The organism is Spirillospora sp. NPDC047279 (assembly GCF_040643285.1).
Taxonomy (GTDB): Bacteria; Actinomycetota; Actinomycetes; order Streptosporangiales; family Streptosporangiaceae; genus Spirillospora.
This window is the reverse complement of sequence record NZ_JBEYUA010000022.1, coordinates 1-17,431: the sequence shown is the minus strand read 5'-3', so window position 1 is coordinate 17,431 and position 17,431 is coordinate 1. Positions and strand designations below refer to the sequence as shown.

Here is a 17,431-nt window from a genome sequence, read left to right as displayed (position 1 = left end):
CCGCCCCGGGTGAGGGGCGGCGGCCCGGTTTCGATCAGTGTCGGGCGGTCTCCAGCTCGCGGTCGCCGTCCCGGTTCACCTCGGGGGCGGTGCCGAGGTGCTCGCGCAGCTTCTCACCCTCGACGTCGACGTTGGGCAGGATGCGGGAGAGCCGGCGCGGCAGCCACCAGGCCGAGCGGCCGAGCAGCGCCATCACGGCCGGGACGATCGTCATGCGGACGACGAACGCGTCGAACGCGACGCCGGCGGCGAGCGCGAAGCCCATCATCTTGATCATCGACTCGCCGGAGAAGACGAATCCGGCGAAGACCGCGATCATGATGACGGCGGCGGCGGACACCACCCGGGCGCCGTGCCGGAAGCCGGTGACGATCGCCTCCTTCGGCGCCGCGCCGTGCACGAACTCCTCGCGCATCCGGGTCACCAGGAAGACCTGGTAGTCCATCGCGAGGCCGAACACGACGCCGATCAGGAAGATCGGCAGCATGCTCATGATCGGTCCGGTCTCGGCCACGCCGAGCAGCCCGGCGAGCCAGCCCCACTGGAAGACCGCGACCACCGCGCCGAACGTCGCGGCGACCGTCAGCAGGAAGCCCAGCGTCGCCTTCAGCGGCACCAGGATCGACCGGAAGACCAGCATCAGCAGGATGAACGCCAGCCCGACGACGACGGCCAGGTAGGGTGCCAGCGCCTCGCTCATCTTGGCCGAGATGTCGATGTTCATCGCCGTCTGGCCGGTGACCTTCACGTCGGACCCGGTGGCGGCGTGCAGGCCGGCGCTCTGGCCGCGCAGCTCCGACACCAGGTCCTCGGTGGCCTTGGTGCTCGGGCCGCTCTTGGGCACGACGGTCAGCATCGCGGTGTCGCCGGCCTGGTTGACGACCGGCGGGGTCACCGCCGCGACGTCGGGCAGCCGCTGCGCCTGGCCGGCGAACCGCTGCGCGGCCGCCTGGGCTCCGCCGCCGCCCTCACCCGCGTCGACGACCACCATGAGCGGGCCGTTGAAGCCGGGCCCGAAGCCCTCGGCGAGCATGTCGTAGGCCTTGCGCTGGCTGGTCTCGGTGCTCTTGATCTCGTCGCCGGGCAGGCCCAGCCGCAGGTCGAGCGCGGGGGCGGCGAAGACGCCGAGCCCGACCACCGCCAGCAGCAGCACGGGCAGCGGGCGCCGCACGACGAACCGTGCCCACCGCTCGCCCAGCGGCGGCCTGCCGCCCTCCTTCGGGCGCCCGCCGCGCAGGCCGGGGATCCAGCCGCCGAGCACCTTGCGCCCGGCGAAGCCGAGCAGCGCGGGCAGCAGGCTCAGCGCGATCAGCACGGCGACCACGACGGCGAACGCCGCGGCCAGGCCCATCTCGGTGAGCAGCGGGATGCCGACCACCGAGAGGCCGGCCAGCGCGATGACGACCGTGAGGCCGGCGAAGACGACCGCCGATCCGGCGGTGCCGACCGCGCGTCCCGCGGCCTCCTCACCTGGCAGGCCCTCCTCCAGCTCGTGCCGGTACCGGGAGACGATGAACAGCGCGTAGTCGATGGCCACCGCCAGGCCCAGCATGAGCGCGAGCGTGGAGGTGGTGGAGCTCATCTCGATCAGGCCGGTCGCCGCGGTGATGCCCGCCATCGCGATGCCGACGCCGAGGATGGCGTTGAGCAGCGGCAGCCCGGCCGCGACCAGCGAGCCGAACGTGATCACCAGCACGACCGCGGCGATCGCGACACCGATGATCTCGGCGGCGCTCTGCTCGGGCATGCCCTCGGTGGCGCTGCCGCCCATCTCGACCGTCAGGCCCGCCGCCTCGCCGGGCTGGCCGGCCGCCTCCAGGGCGTCCCGGTCGCTCTGCTCGACGTCGATCGGCGAGACCTTGTAGGTCACCTGGGTGTAGGCGATCCGGCCGTCCGGCGAGACGGACCCGGCCTGGTAGGGGTCGACGACGTTCGCGACGTCGGGGAGGGCCTTGAGCTCGCCGACGACCTGGTCCACGGCTGCCTTGGAGGCGGGGTCGGTGACCTTGCCGCCCTCGGGCGCGGCGAACACGACGCGGGCGGTGGCACCGTCGGCGGAGGCCTGCGGCATCCGCTCCTCGAGCAGGTCGATCGCCTTCTGCGACTCGGTGCCGGGAATGGAGAAGTCGTTGGACGTCGGCCCCGACAGCGTGGCCGCGCCGACGCCGAACAGGACGAGCAGCCCCACCCACAACGCGGCGACGAGCTTGCGCCGCCGGTAGGAGAACCGGCCGAGCCGGTAGAGGAACGTGGCCAAGAGAAGGGATCCCATCAACGCGGGCACGCTCGCGCGCACCCGTAACGGTCACAGGCAGGCCTCACGACGGGCTGATCGTCAGGCTGAGGGGGGTGTGGGGTGGGGGTCACGCACCGCGCGGTGGCGGCAGGCCGGCGCGCAGTTGCGCGATGGCCTGGTCTACGAGGTCGGGCAGGCCGGTGCCGGTGGTGCCGTCGGCCCACAGCTCGATCGCGGCCCGCATCGCCGTGCCGGCGGCTCCGGCGAGCAGATGGGGGTACAGGTCGCGGCCGGCGTCGGTCCCGGTGCGGGCGGCCACGATCTCGGCGATCTCGCGCTGCATCTCGCCGATGCCGCACAGCTGCTGGCCGAGCAGTGCGGGGTTCGCCTTGACCACCAGCACCAGCGCGGCGATCTCGTCGCGCGACTCGGGCGGCATCATGACGCCGACGAACACCTCCCGCAGCGAGTCCCAGACGGACTCGTCCGGCGGGCGGTCCCGCAGCGCCTCGATCACGGCCTCGGCGCCGTCGGTGAGGGGGGCGACGATCGCCTCCTCCTTGCCGGGGAAGTAGTTGTGGAAGGTTCGCGGCGACACCCCCGCGGCCGCCGCGATCGCCTCCACCGTGACCCCCTCGACGCCGTGCTCGATGGCGAGGAGCATCGCCGCGCGGCCCAGGGCCTCGCGGGTCGCGGCCTTCTTGCGTTCGCGCAGGCCGGGCTTGCGCTCACGAAGGCTCAGGTCGGCGGTCATGCCCTCACGGTAAGCGAATCTTGCACAGTCCGCAAAATTTCAGGTGCTGCCAACTTGCGTGATGTGCATCATAGTGATCCAGATCTCAGCCGCGTGAAGAAGCGCTCGGCCCGTTCCCTGTCCTGGAGCACGACGCTCTGCCCGTCGATCCAGGAGCTCGACCCGTTCGGCATGGTGGCGAAGTCGACGCGGTCCGGGCCGATGCGGGCCAGCCGCGTCGCCAGCGCCCGCAGCGTGCCGAACTCGGTCGCCGAGTCCACCGCCAGCGACTCGCTCGCCGCCCGCAGGAAGGCGTCGAGCTTGAACGGGTTGCGCAGGGTCCCCGAGCTCGCCGCCTTCTCCGCCATGGCCCGCAGGAACAGCTGCTGCCGTTCGACCCGGTCGAGGTCGCTGCCCGACAGCCCCTTGCGCTCCCGGACGAACCGCAGGGCGCTCTGCCCGTCGAGGTGGTTGACGCCGGCCGGCCACGACCAGCCGTTGGTGGGGTCGTGGATCGGCCGGTCCAGGGTGATCCGCACTCCCCCGAGGGCGTCGGTCATGCGTTCGAAGCCGGCGAAGTCCAGCACCGCGACATGGTCGATCCGCAGGTCGGTCAGGCCCTCGACGGTCGCGGTCAGCAGGGCGGGGCCGCCCCGGGAGAAGGCCGCGTTGATCTTCGCGTCCGGGCCGCCGTCCGGGATCTCGACCCACAGGTCCCTCGGGATCGAGACCACGCGCGCCCGCCGCCCGTTCTCCGGGACGTGCAGCAGCATGATCGTGTCGGATCTCGCCCGGCCCGGCCGCCACTTCCCCTCGGCCGGAACGCCGCGCAGGTCGGAGCCGACCAGCAGCCAGTTCTCACCGGGGTCCTCCACCGGCCGGGTGCTCGGGTCGGCCGGGAGCGCGTCCGGGAGCCGCTGGATCCGCCGGTCGTAGTCGCCCGCCCGCCAGGCGGCGAGGGCCGAGGCCAGCAGGACGAGCGCCGCCGCGGCGAGCGTGCAGCGCGCCAGCACCCGCAGGGCCCGGCGCCGCCGGGGAGCCGGGGTAACGGGCCGCTCATGACGCGTCACCTCCGGGACCGGCACTCGGCGCGAGGCGCCTCTGCCCGCGAGCGCGCCCCTAGTAGGGCGAACGCCGGTGCGGCCGTCCCGGTTCCCCGTGACCGGCTACCGCGGCAGCCCCACGTAGTTCTCGGCGAGGGACGTGGCCGCCGCGCGCGAGCTCGCGACGTAGTCCAGGTGCGAGCGCTGGAGGCGCAGGGTGAAGTCGTCGGCGGCCGGGTCGGTGTGCAGCAGCGTGGTCATCCAGTAGGAGAAGTGCTCGGCCCGCCAGACCGCCCGCAGGCAGGTCGCGGAGTAGCCGTCCAGGAGCGCCTCCGAACCGCCCGCGTACCGCTCGATCAGCGCCTGCGCCAGCAGCGTGACGTCGGAGACCGCCAGGTTGAGGCCCTTGGCCCCGGTGGGCGGCACGATGTGGGCGGCGTCGCCCGCCAGGAACAGCCGGTCGTGCCGCATCGGCTCGGCGACGAAGCTGCGCATCGGGGTGACGGCCTTGTCGGTGATGGGCCCCTCGTGGAGCTTCCAGCCGTCGTCGGTGGCGAACCGGGCGGCCAGCTCGCTCCAGATCCGCTCGTCCGGCCAGGCGGCCAGGTCCTCGTCCGGCGCGACCTGAAGGTAGAGGCGGCTGACCTTGGGCGAGCGGAGGCTGTGCAGCGCGAAGCCGCGCTCGTGGTGGGCGTAGATCAGCTCGTCGGTGGAGGGGGCGACGTCGGCGAGCACGCCGAGCCAGGCGAACGGGTACTCGCGGGTGAACGTGCGCAGCCCCGGCACCGCCGGGCGGCTCACGCCGTGGAAGCCGTCGCAGCCCGCGACGTAGTCGGCCTCCAGGGTGTGCACGGCGCCCTCGTGGCGGTAGGTCACGCTGGGCGCGGACGGGTCGATCTCCAGCACCTCGGCCTCGAACCGCACGTCGCCGCCGTCGGCGAGGCGGCGCGCGACCAGGTCCTTGACGATCTCGGTCTGCGCGTAGATCGTCACTGTGCGGCCGGTCAGCTCGGTGAGCGGGACGCGGTGCCCGGCGCCGCCGAACCGCAGTTCGAGCCCGTGGTGGACCAGGCCCTCGCGGTCGAGCCGTTCGCCCACCCCGCTGTCGCGCAGCACGTCGGTGGTGCCCTGCTCCAGCATCCCGGCGCGCTGCCGGTGCTCGACGTACTCGCGGTCGCGGCTCTCCAGGACCACCGAGGCGATGCCCTGCCGGTGGAGCAGGTGGGAGAGCAGCAGCCCGGCGGGGCCGCCGCCCACGATCGCGACCTGGGTGCGCATGATTTCTCCTGTTGGGGATCGGGCCGTAGGGGTCAGAGGTCGGGGGTCTCGTCCGGCCGCGCGCGCCAGTGCGCGGCCAGGTCGCGCGACAGGGCGCGCGCGGCGGTGGTGAGCGGCGGCAGCAGCCGGCGCACGTCGGCGCTGCGGGAGCGCGACACCAGCGACAGCGCGGCCACCACCGTGCCGCCGCCGTCACGGACCGGCGCGGCGACCGACGCCGCGCCGAGGGTCATCTCGTCCCGGGTCACGGCGTAGCCGTCGTGCCGGACCTTGGCCAGGCACCGCCGCAGCTCCTGCGGGTCGGTGATGGTGCGGTCGGCGTGCCGGCTCAGCCCGGCGCCGATGATCTGTTCGAGGACGGGGTCGGGCGCGTGCGCCAGCAGCACCTTGCCGACGCCGGTGGCGTGCAGCGGCAGGGTGTTGCCCACCTGGGTGACGACCGGGACCGACCGGGTGCCGCGCAGCCGCTCGACGAACAGCGCCCGCCCGTCGCGCAGGACGGCGAGCTGCACGTTGTCGTGGGTGGCCTCGTAGAGGTCCTCCATGTGCGGCAGCGCCAGCTCGCGCAGGCCGGTGACGGCCGGCGCCTGGGTGCCGATCCGCCACAGCCGGGTGCCGATCCGGTACGTGCCGTCGGGGACACGTTCGAGGAACCCGCCGGCGACCAGCTCGCCCACCAGCCGGTGCCCGGTGGCCAGCGGCAGCCCGGCGCGGCGGCAGATCTCGCTCAGGTTGAGGCGGACGTCCCCGGTCGCGAAGGCGTCCAGGATCGCCATCACCTTGGCGGCGACGCTCCTCAACCCGGCCTCACTCCCCCTCCGCCGGGCCCTCGGCCAGGACCCGCTGGGCCACCGCGAACGCGGCGTTCGCGGCGGGCACCCCACAATAGATCGCGGTCTGGAGCAGCACTTCCTTGATCTCGTCGGGGCCGAGCCCGTTGCGCAGCGCCGCCCGGACGTGCATCTCCAGTTCCTCCAGGTGCCCGCGGGCGACCAGGGCGGTCAGCGTGATGCAGCTGCGGGTCCTGCGGTCCAGCCCGGGCCTGGTCCAGATCTCGCCCCAGGCGTACCGCGTGATCATGTCCTGGAAGTCGGCGGTGAACGCGGTGGTACGGTCGGCGGCCCGGTCGACATGGGCGTCCCCGAGCACCTCGCGGCGCACCTTCATGCCCGCGTCGTGCCGCTGCTCGTCGTTCATCCGGGGAGCCCCTTCCAGGTGCGGTCGAGATGGCCGGTGATCGCCCGGGTGACGTCGGCGGGCCGTTCGGCGTTGGCGAGGTGGCCCGCGCCGTCGACGACGACCAGCTCGGCACCGGGGATGCCGTCCGCCAGCACCGCGCCGTGCCCGGCGGGCGGCGTCGGCACGTCCTCGGCCCCCGCGATCACCAGCGTCGGCGCCGTGATCTCCGCGAGGCGGCCGGTCGCGTCGAACCGGGCGAGGGCCTCGCAGCAGGCGGCGTAGCCCTCCGGGCCGGTGGCGCGCACCATCTCGACGTACCGGGCGGCGCCGTCGAATCCGGGGGTGAACCAGCGTTCCGCGGCGGTCTTCGCGAGCGGCGCGGTGCCCTCGCGGCGGACGAGCGCGGCGCGTTCGCGCCAGGCCTCGGGCGGCCCGAAGCGCGGCGACGTGCAGCACAGCACCAGGCCGGCGACGCGGCCGGGGGCGCGCAGCGCGAGCGCGGTGCCGACCGCGCCGCCGATCGAGACGCCGGCGTACGCCGCCCGGTCCGCCCCGACCTGGTCGAGCAGGCCGGCGACCTCGTCCGCCAGGTCGTCGATGGTGAAGGGACCGTCGGGCGGCGGCGATCCGCCGTGGCCCGGCAGGTCGTAGCGCAGCACCCGCCAGCGCGAGCCGAGCTCGGGCATCTGCGGGTCCCACAACCCCAGGTCGGTGCCGAGCGAAGGGCCGAGCACCAGCAGGGGCGCGCCGGCCGGCCCGTCGAGGCGGTGGTGGAGGGTCATCGCGGGCTCCTCCGGTAGTGGTCGAGGGCGCGGTCCACGAGCCCGGCGGCGGCTCCGGTGCCGGGCTCGCCGCCGTGTTCGGCGAGGACGGCGAGGAGGTCGTCCAGATTGGCCCGCATCCGGCCGGCGCGCACCTCGATGCCGTCGAGGAGCTCGGCCGTGGTCGCGGCGGCGCCGCCGGTCAGGCGCAGGCAGTCGCGCAGCGGCTCCCATTCGGCGTGCCACTCCCCCGCCGGGCGTTCGAGCGGCGCGGCCGACGCGGCGAGCAGCACCTGGGCGTGGGCGGGCACGCGCAGCGCCGCCGACCTGACGAGCGCGGCCAGGGCGGGATTGCGCTTGTGCGGCATCGCCGACGAGCCGCCGCGGCCCGGGCCGGCGGGCTCGGCGACCTCGTCGATCTCGCTCTGCGCGAGCAGCACGACGTCCGTGGCGATCTTGCCGAGCGCCCCGGCGGTGAGGGCGAGCGCGGCGCCGAGCTCGGCCACCGGCGTCCGGAGGGTGTGCCAGGGGAGGACGGGCTCGGCGAGCCCGGTCTCGCCGGCGTAGAGGCGGAGCAGGTCGAGCGCCCGGTCGCCGAAGGCGCTCAGCGTCCCGGCCGCACCGCCGAGCTGGACGGGCAGCGGCACGGCGGCGAGCCGCTCGCGTGCCTCCAGGACGACGGTCAGCCAGCCCGCGGCCTTGAGCCCGAAGGTCGTCGGCAGCGCCTGCCGGCCCAGCGTGCGTCCCGCCATCGGGGTGTCGCGGTGCCGTTCCGCCAGCGCCGCCAGGGCGGCGAGGGCACGGTCCAGGTCGGCGAGGATCAGGCCCCGCGCCCGGGCCGCGACCAGCATCGCGGCGGTGTCCATGATGTCCTGGCTGGTCGCGCCCTGGTGGACGTGGTCGCCGGCGGGGCCCGCGAGGGCCTTGAGGTCGGCGACCAGCGGCAGCACGGGGTTGCCCGCTCCCCGGGCCCGCCGCGCGAGGCCGGCGAGGTCCACCCGTTCGGCCCGGGCGGCCAGCGTGATGGCCTCGGCCGCGCCGGAGGGCACCGTGCCCAGCCGCGCCTGGGCCCGGGCCAGGGCCGACTCGGCGTCCAGGAGCGCCTGCAGCCAGGCCGCGTCGCCGGTCGCCGCCTCGGCCGCAGTGCCCGCCCGTACCGGCGACAGCAGCCCGGCGTCCGGGCCGGGCGCCGGCGGGCCGGGCGCGCCGGATGGTTCGTCAGAAGGCAAGGAACACCGTTTCCCGATCGCCCTGCAGATGGATGTCGAAGCGGTAGCCGGCGGCGTCGCCGCCGGCGCGCTCTGCGATCAGCGTCGCACGCCGCTCCGGCGGCACCTGCGCCAGGAGGGGGTCATCGGCGTGGGCCGCGGTGTCCTCGGGGAAGTAGAGGCGGGTGAACACCGGCTTGAGCAGCCCCCGGGCGAAGACCAGGACCGACAGGTACGGGGCGTCCTGGCCGGTCGCCCCGGGCTTGACCGTGGTGAACCAGTAGTCCCCCGCGGCGTCGGTGGGGCAGCGGCCGAAGCCGGAGAACCCGTGGCCCGCCCGGCGCAGCCCGCCCGGCCGTGGCTCGATCCGGCCGGTCTCGTCCGGCTGCCAGATCTCGATCAGGGCGTCCGGGACGGGGTCTCCCGCGCCGTCCAGGACGCGGCCGTGCACCCGGATCGCGTCGGGGCGCCATCCCGGGACCACCTCGGGCCCTCCGTCGTAGGGCAGCGCGTGCGCGAAGAACGGCCCGACCGTCTGCGAGGGGGTCTGCATCACGCCTCCACCGGAGTGTCGCCGAGGACGATGTCCCACTGGTAACCGAGCGCCCATTCCGGCTCGGTGGTGTCCATGTCGAAGTTCGCGATGAGCAGTTCGCGCGACTTCTCGTCCGGGATCGACTGGAAGATCGGGTCGAACGGGAACAGCGGGTCGCCCGGGAAGTACATCTGGGTCACCAGCCGCTGGGTGAACGCGGTGCCGAAGACCGAGAAGTGGATGTGCGCGGGCCGCCAGGCGTTGTGGTGGTTGCGCCACGGGTAGGCGCCCGGCTTGATGGTGACGAAGCGGTAGCGGCCGCCGGCGTCGGTGAGGCAGCGGCCCGCCCCGGTGAAGTGCGGGTCGAGCGGCGCCCCGTGCCGGTCGCCGTAGTGGGCGTACCGTCCCGCCGCGTTGGCCTGCCAGACCTCCACCAGCGCGCCCGGCACGGCCCGCCCCGAGCCGTCCAGGACCCGGCCGGTCACGATGATCCGCTCGCCGAGCGGCTCGCCCGTGCTGTGGCCGGTCAGGTCGGCGTCCAGCGCGCCGAGCTCCTCGTGCCCGAAGACCGGCGAGGTCAGCTCGACGCTGTCCGGGCCGAGCTTGGGGATGATCGGCTCGTGGGCCGGCGCGCGCCGGACGGTGCTCTGGTAGCCGGGGTACAGGTACGGGGGATGCGTCATGCCGTCGCCCTTTCCACGGCCGTCGCCGCCGGGTGCACAACCTTGTCCATGCCCTCACCCTCGCAGTCGTACCGGCCGGTGACGGCCCGAGGTTTCCACTGAGCGGAAACTCGGCCGCACGTCCCGGCGGACGCGGCGGGCGCGGCGTCCCATCATGGGGACACACGCGCACGGACCGGGGGTGGGCCATGGGGGTCTCCGAGGCCGGATCGCCCGAGGCCACGGCAGCCGAGGCCACGGCGCCCGGGACCGAGCCGGATCCCGCGCCGGATCCCGCGCCTGGCCGGGCCCTGGTCGCCGCCGATCTCGCCACCTGCCCGCCGGAACAGCGATCGCTCTACGCCTACGCCCTGTGCTCGTTGATGCGCGACGGCTACGACCGGGTGATCCTGCTGCGCCTCGCCCGGCCCGTCCCGGTGCGCACGGCCCCGGTGCTCACCGCGGCGCGGACGATGGCGCTGCTCGCCCTCACCGCGTCGTGGCCCTACCTGACCAACCTCGCCGCGGGCGCGCTCGCCCCCGGCTCGGGCCTCGGCACCACCCGCGGTCACCTGTACGGGGCGCTGCTCAGCACCGGCTGCGCGATGATGCTCGCGATGGCCTGGGCGGGCTGGCGCCTGGCCGAGCGCGGCGCCGCCGACGTGGCCGACATGCTCTGCGCCTCGCCCGAGCGGGAGGAGTTCCGGCGGTGGCTGGAGGGCACGCTCGGGTTCGGCCGGCAGGTCATGTGCGGGATGGCGGGGACGGTCACCGGGATCGTCGCCGCGTTCTTCGACCTCAGCCGTCCCGGCGGCAACGGGACGGCCTTCGGCCTGGTCTACCTGCCCGCGATCTGGACCGGTTTCCTGGGCGGGATGGTGCTCTACTGGGTCATCGTCGCCGCGCGGACGCCGCACCGGCTGCGCCGCTGCCGGCAGCTGCGGCTGACCTGGCTGGACCCCGCGCACACGCCGGGCGTCGTCCGGCTGTGCACGTGCTTCGTGCTGGTCGCCGCCGGCCTGGGCATCGGGGTGATCACGCTGGAGCTCGCCGCGGTGGCGGCCGCCGCGCAGGATCCGCCGCTGTCGCTGCGGGTGTTCCTCTACGGCTTCCCGGTCGGGGCGGCGCTGCTCGCGGGGTACGCGGCGGTGTTGCCGTTCGTGATGTTGTCGCGGGTGGTGCGCGCCTACCAGGCCGACGTGCTGGGCACGCTGATGACACAGGTGGCCGCGCCACCGGAACGGCTGCTGCTGGACAAGGGGCTCAGGGAGGCGGCGGAGGCCTACCGGACGCTCCGGTCGCTGCGCACCCTGCCGGTGCGCACCTGGGCGATCCTGCAGTACGTGACCGGCATCGTCGCCTCCCTGCTCATCTTCTTCATCCAGCAGGCGCTGCGCTGACGCCCTCCGGGGTCGCGGGCAGGCCGAACGTCTCGAACAGCGACAGGTCGAAGAACACGCCCACGTGGGCGATGACCCCGTCGGGGTTGACGCTGAGCACCTGGAGCTGGAACGGGCGGTGCACGCCGGACTCGTCGCGCTTGTACATGCCGAACGCGGGCTGCCCGTTGGCCGAGGTCGGCACCATGACGATGTCGCCGGGGCCGGGCTTGCACTGCGCCTTGATGAGCCGGCCGATCGCCTCGGGGCCGATGAACCACTCGGGGAACGGCGGCATCTCCCAGGCCGCGTCCTCCTTGAACAGCTTGACCAGCCCTTCGATGTCGGCCTTCTCGAAGGCGACGGCGTAACGTTCGAGCAGCTCGCGCTGCTCGGGGTCGGTCGGCTCGGCGAGCTTGTCCTCCGTGGGGGCGACCTGCTCGAGCTGCGCCCGCGCGCGCTGCAGCGCGCTGTTGATGGCCGGCGTCGAGGTCTCCAGCAGCTCGGCGACCTCGGCGGCCTTCCACTTGAGCACGTCGCGCAGGATCAGCACGACGCGCTGCTTGGGCGGCAGGTGCTGGAGCGCGGCGATGAAGGCCAGCCGGGTGCTCTCGCGGGAGGTGACGATCGAGGCGGGGTCGACCGGGGCGGAGCCGCCGCCGAACACGCTGTCGGGCGCGGGCTCCAGCCACGGCACGTCGTCGAGCGCCACCACCGGGCGCTCGGGCTCGTCGCTGGGCGCGCCGAGGCCGGACGGCATGGGCCGCTTGCCGCGCTGGTCGATCGCCGTCAGGCAGACGTTGGTGGCGATCCGGTAGAGCCAGGTCCGCAGCGAGGACCGACCCTCGAAACCCTCGTAGGACCGCCAGGCCCGGATGTAGGTCTCCTGGACGAGGTCCTCCGCGTCGTGGATCGACCCCAGCATCCGGTAGCAGTGGGCCAGCAGCTCCCGGCGGTAGGAGTCGGCCTCGTTCTGGAAGTCCTGATCGACGGTGACGTTGGACATGATGTGATCCTCACGCGTGGCACGAACGGAGTGAGTCGTTATCCCGACCGTAGGCGACGCCTCTGACAGAACGTGGGAAAACGGTATCACCGGCCCTGATAGCGCGGCGACCAGGCATTTTTCGGCCCACCGATGAGTTTCGCGCGCACCTCCGGTCTCCCCCTGTGAAGCGATGACGAGCGCACCACAGAGAGGGATCCGATGGACACCGACATCATCCGGCGGGCCGGGCGCCGCGAGTGGACCGGGCTGGCGGTGCTGACGCTGCCCACCCTGCTGCTCTCCCTGGACATGAGCGTGCTCTACCTGGCGCTCCCCCACCTGAGCGCCGATCTCGGCGCGAGCGCCACCCAGCAGTTGTGGATCATGGACGTCTACGGCTTCATGATCGCGGGCTTCCTCGTCACGATGGGCACGCTCGGCGACCGCATCGGCCGGCGCCGCCTCCTGCTGATCGGCGCCACCGCGTTCAGCGCGGCCTCGGTGGCGGCGGCCTACTCCACCAGCCCCGAGATGCTGATCGTCACGCGGGCCCTGCTGGGCATCGCCGGATCCACCCTGATGCCCTCGACGCTGGCGCTGATCAGCACGATGTTCACCGACCCGCGGCAGCGCGGCCGGGCCATCGCGGTCTGGATGAGCGCGTTCATGGGCGGGGTGGCGCTGGGCCCGGTGATCGGCGGCGCGATGCTGGAGCACTTCTGGTGGGGCGCGGCGTTCCTGCTCGGCGTGCCGGTGATGGTCCTGCTGCTGGCCACAGGCCGCACGCTGCTCCCCGAGTACAAGGCGCCGCGGGCCGGGCGGCTCGACCCGCTGAGCGTGGTGTTGTCGCTGCTGGCGATCCTGCCGGTCGTGTACGGGCTCAAGGAGCTGGCCAAGCAGGGCTGGCGGCCGGTCCCGCTCGGCGTGCTGGCCGTGGGCGCGGTGTTCGCCGTCGTGTTCGTCCGGCGCCAGCGCCGGCTCGCCGACCCGCTGCTGGACCTGCGGCTGTTCACCAACCGCACGTTCAGCTCCGCGCTGCTGATCTGGCTGCTGTTCGGGCTCGTGCAGGGCGGCAGCTTCCTGTTCTTCGCGCTGCACCTTCAGGTCGTGGCCGGGCTCTCGCCGATGGCGGCGGGCCTGTGGCTGCTGCCCTCGTCGCTGGCCATGATCGCCGGCTCGCAGTCCGCGCCGGTGCTGGCGCAGCGGTTCCGCCCGGGCGTCCTCATCGCGGCCGGGCTGCTGCTGACCGCCGCCGGCTACCTGGTGCTGACGGGCGTCGACGCCTCCGGCGGCGTCGCCGTGCTGGTGACCGGCCTGACCGTGTCGCTGTTCGGCTGCGGCCTGGCGGCGGCGCTGGGCACCGACCTGATCCTCGGCGTCGTCCCCGCCTCCAAGGCCGGATCGGCGTCCGCCCTGTCGGAGACGGGCGCGGAGCTGGGCATCGCGCTGGGCGTGGCGACCCTGGGCAGCCTCGGCACGGCGGTCTACCGCGACCGGCTCACCGAAGCCCTGCCCGAGGGGCTGCCGGCCGGCGCCGTGCGGACCGCGACCGAGGGCATCACCGGCGCGGCGGAGGCCGCGGGCTCGCTGCCCGCCGGTCAGGGCGGGCTGCTGCTCGCCGTCGCGCGCGACTCGTTCACCTCGGGGCTCACCACGATGGCCGGGCTGAGCGCCGCGATGTTCACCGCCCTGGCGGTGCTGGCGTTCCTCACCCTGCGGCACGTCCGGCCGGGCGGCGAGGGCGCGGCGGAGGCCTCAGAAGTGGAAGCCGCCGGAACGGCCGTTGCGGTCGGCGAGAAGCCCGGCGAGGGTGGCCACGGCGATCTCGGCGGGCGTCCGGGAGCCGATGTTGAGGCCGATGGGCCGGTGCACGCGGGCGATGTCGGCCTCGTCCACGCCGAGGGCCCTGAGCGCCTCGACGTGCGGGCCGGCGTGGCGCGGGTTGCCCATCACGCCGACCCAGCGGGCGTCGGCGGCGAGTGCGTCGCGCAGCACTAGCCCCAGCTCGCCGCGGTGATGGTCGGTGACCACGACGTCGGCTCCGGCGGGCAGGCCCGGCGGCATCTCGGTGACCACTCCGGCACCGAGGTCCGCCGCGGCCGCCCGTTCGTCGTCGGGCTCGACCAGGATGCCGCGGTAGCCGAGGTCGGCCCCGTAGCGCAGCAGGAACCCGGCGACCGGGGAGGCGAACACCGCGACCAGCGTGCGGTCACCGGTCTCCGGGCGGGCCTCGCCGTGGGCGACGGCGCACGACGGATCGGTCTCGGGTGCGTCGGACATGCCGCCAGTCTCCCAGAGTCCCCGGCGTTTCAGAGGCCGCCGTTTCAGAGGCCGCCGCTCCAGCGCGCGGCCCGGCCCATCACCCGTTCGACCGCGTCCGGCGCGACCAGGTCGGTCAGCTGGCCGGCGACGCCCGCCGGATGGCTCACCCGCACCGGCCGGTGGATCACCGCCCGCACGATCATCTCGGCGCCAGACCGCGCCGACATCGCCGGCAGCTCCCGGTAGACCCGGGTCGGCGCGATCATGTCGGTCCGGACCAGCGGCATGTGCACCGTCGTCCAGTGCACCCCGTCGCGGCGCGTCTCCGGCGCGGCCGACCGCGCGAACGCGTCCATCGCCGCCTTGGACGCCAGGTAGCCGGCGAACAGCGGCTGCGCGCCGACCTGCACGGCCAGCGTCGAGACGTTGACGACGTGCCCGCCGCCGCGCTCGCGCATGGCGGCGACGACCGGCAGGGTGAGCCGCAGCGCGCCGAAGAAGTTCAGCCGCATCAGCCGTTCGATGTCGTTCATCGGGTCGCCGGCCCGCGACAGCGCGCGCCGGATCGAGTGCCCGGCGTTGTTGACCAGGACGTCGGCGCCCGTGCCGACGTCGGCGACCAGCGCGTCGACCTGGTCGTCGTCGGTCAGGTCGCAGGGCCGCGCCAGCGCGCTCCCGCCGCGCCGGCCGATCTCCTCCGCCAGCTCCTCCAGCCGGTCGGCGCGGCGCGCGACGAGCACCACCTCGGCGCCGGCCGCGCCCAGCAGCAGCGCGGTCTCGCGGCCGATGCCCGCCGACGCCCCGGTGAGGACGACGCGCTTGCCGGCGACGGCGTCGCGCAGCGAACGGTCGCCGCCGGTCAGCGCCCTGCGCACGCGGCCGAGCTGCCGCTTGGGGTCGAACTCGGCGCCGACCCTCCAGACCAGGTCTCCTGGGTTCATGCGAGTGCTCTCCTGTGACGCGGAACGGACGGCGGGGCCTTACCTGGTACTAGATGTATCGGGTACATCGCGTTTATGATCAGCCTCGTGGCTGATTCCGTCAAGGGCCCCAAGAAGGACGGCCGGGCCGCCCGCTGGGAGGAGCACCGCGGCCGGCGGCGCGCGGAGTTCGTCGACGCCGCCGTGCGCGCCGTGGAGCGGCACGGGCCCGACGTGCGCACCGACCAGATCGCGGCCGAGGCCGGCGTCCCCCGCCCGCGCCTCTACCGCTACTTCGACGGCAAGGCCGACCTGGAGCGCGCCATCGTGGAGCGCGCCGGCGACCTGTGCGCCGCCGAGTTCGCGGCGCTCTGGGATCCGCACGGCACGCCCGCCCAGATCATCGGGACCGCCGCCGACTCCTGGCTGCGCTGGGTCACCGACCACGCCAACCTCTACCGGTACGCGCGCAAGGTGCACGCCGCCGGGCTGCACGCCCCCTACAGCGAGACCAAGTCGGCGTTCGGCGGGCGCGTCTCGGCGCTGCTGCGCGCGTACGCCGGGTTCCTGGGCCTCGACCCGCGCGTCGCCGAGCCGCTCTCCTCCGGCATCCTGGGCATGGCGGAGGCCGCGACCCACCGCTGGCTCGAGGCCGGGCAGGAGGTCGGGCGCGACGAGATGGCCGGTCACCTGGCGCGCTGGATCATCGCCATGCTCACCGACACCGCCGCCCACCTGGGCACCAGCCTCGACCCGTCGAAACCGCTCCCCGAGCTCGCCACGGTGCGCCCCGCCGCCGACTGACCTTGCTTCACAGGGCCGAAACACTTCCCTCCGCGCCGTCTTGCCTGCACCCTGGAGTGCACAACCCCGGCAGGCACGCTCAGGAGGGACAGTGATCGTGAGACCGGAGGGCGGCCCGCGGGTTGTCGTGGGGGTCGACGACTCGCCGGGCGCGCGGTGCGCGCTGGCCTGGGCGATCGGCGAGGCCCGCATCCGGGGCCTGCCCCTGCTGGTCGTCCACGCCGCGCCGCTGCCCGCGCACGTGGCCGCGGCGGGCCAGCTCGGCTGCGTGACCGAGGCGCTCCAGGGCTCCGGCGAGCAGCTCATCACCCAGCTGCTCTGCGAGGTCGCCGACGGCTCGCCGGCCGGCGTGGCCACGTCGATGTTGTCGGTCGTCGGCGAGCCGGGCGCCACGCTGGTGCGCGTCGCCCGCTGCGACGACATCCTGGTCGTCGGCCGCGGCGAGCGCGCCGCGCTGTCCAGGCTGCTGCGCCCCTCCGTCCGGCTGCACTGCGCGCGCCGCACCCGCGCCACCTTCGTCTGCGTCCGGCCGCCCGCCTTCCAGTCGATGCTGGAGCAGCTCTCGGAGGGCGAGAGACCCGGCGACAGGTTCGGCATCCGGCGGCTGAGCCAGCGCCTGTGGGGGCCCGACCGGGTCTGACGGCGGCACGCCCCCCGGTGATCGGCCGTACGGGAACCGGGATACCGTGGATGATGCGCAAGTACGTGATCATCGGTGTCCAGGGCAGCGGCAAGGGCACCCAGGCCACGCTGCTGGCCCGGGCCTTCGACCTGGTGCACATCAGCGTCGGCGACATCTTCCGCTGGCACGTGCAGAGCCACACCAAGCTCGGCGCCCAGGTGCGCCGCACCATGGCGGCGGGCGACCTGGTGGGCGACGACCTGGTCGAGGGCGTGGTCCGCGACCGGCTCACCCAGCACGACTGGAACTACGGCTTCATCATCGACGGGTTCCCGCGCAGCGCGCGGCAGGCGGAGTTCTTCCTGGAGAGCTACGACATCGACGGCGTGATCCACCTCGACCTGCCGGACGCCGAGGTGCGCCGCCGGGTGCTGGCCCGGCGCCTGTGCTCCCGGTGCGGGATGGACTACAACCTGATCGCCGACCGGCCCGCCGAGGAGGGCCGGTGCGAGGTGTGCGGCGGCGACCTGGTCCCGCGCGAGGACGACACCGACCAGGCGCTGGCCGAACGGCTGCGCCAGTATCACGAGAAGATCGATCCGGTGCTGGAGCTGTTCCGGCGCAAGGAGTACGTGGTCACCGTCGACGCCAGGCCGGACATCGAGACGGTCCAGCACGAGATCCGCCGCCGGCTCGGCCTGCCCTTCTCCACCGCCGTGCAGGAGGCCTAGATCGTTGATGTGAAATTTGGTGATGTCCGGCGGGCGTGACGAAGGGCATCCAAGATCGGTTTGTGAAGACTGAACTGGACGCCCTTCTGA

The 17,431-nt window shown here is 73.9% G+C and carries 17 protein-coding genes and 1 pseudogene; 5 read left to right on the top strand and 13 right to left on the bottom strand.

From position 1 onward, the window contains the following. Positions 1–34: 34 nt before the first annotated feature. The 10 genes from ABZ810_RS40125 to pcaH all read right to left on the bottom strand — a co-directional run bounded on the left by ABZ810_RS40125 (position 35) and on the right by pcaH (position 9,656). Entirely contained in the window at positions 35–2,272 is a 2,238-nt protein-coding gene (locus ABZ810_RS40125) for an MMPL family transporter (RefSeq protein ID WP_358412155.1), read from the bottom strand. A gap of 91 nt (positions 2,273–2,363) precedes the next feature. Continuing rightward, a complete protein-coding gene (locus tag ABZ810_RS40120; protein ID WP_358412154.1) occupies positions 2,364–2,990 on the bottom strand; it encodes a TetR family transcriptional regulator in 627 nt (208 codons plus the stop codon). Positions 2,991–3,058: 68 nt separating this feature from the next. Further along, positions 3,059–4,039, bottom strand: a complete 981-nt coding sequence (locus ABZ810_RS40115; RefSeq protein WP_358412153.1) for an LCP family protein — start codon at positions 4,037–4,039, stop codon at positions 3,059–3,061. Positions 4,040–4,135: 96 nt separating this feature from the next. Further along, the gene (locus ABZ810_RS40110) at positions 4,136–5,290 is read right to left on the bottom strand and encodes a 4-hydroxybenzoate 3-monooxygenase (RefSeq protein ID WP_358412152.1); all 1,155 of its coding nucleotides are present in this window, start codon (positions 5,288–5,290) and stop codon (positions 4,136–4,138) included. A 32-nt stretch (positions 5,291–5,322) separates the two neighbouring features. Then, positions 5,323–6,090 (bottom strand): IclR family transcriptional regulator, encoded by a 768-nt coding sequence (locus ABZ810_RS40105; RefSeq protein ID WP_358412151.1) that lies wholly within the window; start codon positions 6,088–6,090, stop codon positions 5,323–5,325. Positions 6,091–6,097: 7 nt separating this feature from the next. After that, positions 6,098–6,487 (bottom strand): 4-carboxymuconolactone decarboxylase, encoded by a 390-nt coding sequence (pcaC, locus tag ABZ810_RS40100; protein ID WP_358412150.1) that lies wholly within the window; start codon positions 6,485–6,487, stop codon positions 6,098–6,100. Beyond that, positions 6,484–7,251 (bottom strand): 3-oxoadipate enol-lactonase, encoded by a 768-nt coding sequence (pcaD, locus tag ABZ810_RS40095; RefSeq protein ID WP_358412149.1) that lies wholly within the window; start codon positions 7,249–7,251, stop codon positions 6,484–6,486. Before pcaD ends, pcaC begins: the two co-directional genes overlap by 4 nt. Next, positions 7,248–8,459, bottom strand: a complete 1,212-nt coding sequence (gene pcaB / locus ABZ810_RS40090) for a 3-carboxy-cis,cis-muconate cycloisomerase (protein ID WP_358412148.1) — start codon at positions 8,457–8,459, stop codon at positions 7,248–7,250. Before pcaB ends, pcaD begins: the two co-directional genes overlap by 4 nt. Next, a complete protein-coding gene (pcaG, locus tag ABZ810_RS40085; protein WP_358412147.1) occupies positions 8,449–8,991 on the bottom strand; it encodes a protocatechuate 3,4-dioxygenase subunit alpha in 543 nt (180 codons plus the stop codon). The genes pcaB and pcaG overlap by 11 nt, the downstream gene beginning before the upstream one ends. Continuing rightward, positions 8,991–9,656, bottom strand: a complete 666-nt coding sequence (pcaH, locus tag ABZ810_RS40080; RefSeq protein WP_358412146.1) for a protocatechuate 3,4-dioxygenase subunit beta — start codon at positions 9,654–9,656, stop codon at positions 8,991–8,993. The genes pcaG and pcaH overlap by 1 nt, the downstream gene beginning before the upstream one ends. A 188-nt stretch (positions 9,657–9,844) precedes the next feature. On the opposite strand from pcaH, the gene ABZ810_RS40075 reads away from it, so the two are divergent. Further along, a complete protein-coding gene (locus ABZ810_RS40075) occupies positions 9,845–11,035 on the top strand; it encodes a hypothetical protein (RefSeq protein WP_358412145.1) in 1,191 nt (396 codons plus the stop codon). On the opposite strand, the gene ABZ810_RS40070 is transcribed toward ABZ810_RS40075, so the two are convergent. Beyond that, positions 11,013–12,062, bottom strand: a complete 1,050-nt coding sequence (locus ABZ810_RS40070; protein WP_358412290.1) for a sigma-70 family RNA polymerase sigma factor — start codon at positions 12,060–12,062, stop codon at positions 11,013–11,015. The two genes, ABZ810_RS40075 and ABZ810_RS40070, sit on opposite strands and share 23 nt — an antisense overlap. A 159-nt stretch (positions 12,063–12,221) precedes the next feature. Here ABZ810_RS40070 and ABZ810_RS40065 point away from each other — a divergent pair. Further along, a pseudogene (locus ABZ810_RS40065) lies at positions 12,222–13,442 on the top strand (MFS transporter); the annotation flags it as partial. Between the two features lie 315 nt (positions 13,443–13,757). On the opposite strand, the gene ABZ810_RS40060 reads toward ABZ810_RS40065, so the two are convergent. Both ABZ810_RS40060 and ABZ810_RS40055 read right to left on the bottom strand, forming a co-directional pair. After that, positions 13,758–14,282, bottom strand: a complete 525-nt coding sequence (locus tag ABZ810_RS40060; RefSeq protein ID WP_358412144.1) for an XdhC family protein — start codon at positions 14,280–14,282, stop codon at positions 13,758–13,760. 44 nt (positions 14,283–14,326) lie between these two features. Further along, positions 14,327–15,205 carry an SDR family NAD(P)-dependent oxidoreductase gene (locus tag ABZ810_RS40055; RefSeq protein ID WP_358412143.1) on the bottom strand — a complete coding sequence of 293 codons (879 nt, stop codon included), beginning with the start codon at positions 15,203–15,205 and terminating at the stop codon, positions 14,327–14,329. An 87-nt stretch (positions 15,206–15,292) separates the two neighbouring features. Here ABZ810_RS40055 and ABZ810_RS40050 point away from each other — a divergent pair, with 87 nt between their 5' ends. From ABZ810_RS40050 to ABZ810_RS40040, 3 genes are all read left to right on the top strand, one after another. After that, a complete protein-coding gene (locus ABZ810_RS40050; RefSeq protein WP_358412142.1) occupies positions 15,293–15,988 on the top strand; it encodes a TetR/AcrR family transcriptional regulator in 696 nt (231 codons plus the stop codon). Between the two features lie 91 nt (positions 15,989–16,079). Then, positions 16,080–16,628 (top strand): universal stress protein, encoded by a 549-nt coding sequence (locus ABZ810_RS40045; RefSeq protein WP_358412141.1) that lies wholly within the window; start codon positions 16,080–16,082, stop codon positions 16,626–16,628. A 53-nt stretch (positions 16,629–16,681) separates the two neighbouring features. Further along, the gene (locus tag ABZ810_RS40040; protein ID WP_358412140.1) at positions 16,682–17,341 is read left to right on the top strand and encodes a nucleoside monophosphate kinase; all 660 of its coding nucleotides are present in this window, start codon (positions 16,682–16,684) and stop codon (positions 17,339–17,341) included. The last annotated feature ends 90 nt before the right edge of the window (positions 17,342–17,431 follow it).

Coding starts and splice junctions, on each gene's coding strand:
- ABZ810_RS40040 (WP_358412140.1), top strand. CDS start 16,682: ATGCGCAAGTACGTGATCATCGGTGTCCAGGGCAGCGGCAAGGGCACC.
- ABZ810_RS40120 (WP_358412154.1), bottom strand. CDS start 2,990: ATGACCGCCGACCTGAGCCTTCGTGAGCGCAAGCCCGGCCTGCGCGAA.
- pcaH (WP_358412146.1), bottom strand. CDS start 9,656: ATGACGCATCCCCCGTACCTGTACCCCGGCTACCAGAGCACCGTCCGG.
- ABZ810_RS40055 (WP_358412143.1), bottom strand. CDS start 15,205: ATGAACCCAGGAGACCTGGTCTGGAGGGTCGGCGCCGAGTTCGACCCC.
- pcaC (WP_358412150.1), bottom strand. CDS start 6,487: ATGAACGACGAGCAGCGGCACGACGCGGGCATGAAGGTGCGCCGCGAG.
- ABZ810_RS40060 (WP_358412144.1), bottom strand. CDS start 14,282: ATGTCCGACGCACCCGAGACCGATCCGTCGTGCGCCGTCGCCCACGGC.
- pcaD (WP_358412149.1), bottom strand. CDS start 7,251: ATGACCCTCCACCACCGCCTCGACGGGCCGGCCGGCGCGCCCCTGCTG.
- pcaG (WP_358412147.1), bottom strand. CDS start 8,991: ATGCAGACCCCCTCGCAGACGGTCGGGCCGTTCTTCGCGCACGCGCTG.
- ABZ810_RS40110 (WP_358412152.1), bottom strand. CDS start 5,290: ATGCGCACCCAGGTCGCGATCGTGGGCGGCGGCCCCGCCGGGCTGCTG.
- ABZ810_RS40125 (WP_358412155.1), bottom strand. CDS start 2,272: ATGGGATCCCTTCTCTTGGCCACGTTCCTCTACCGGCTCGGCCGGTTC.
- ABZ810_RS40075 (WP_358412145.1), top strand. CDS start 9,845: ATGGGGGTCTCCGAGGCCGGATCGCCCGAGGCCACGGCAGCCGAGGCC.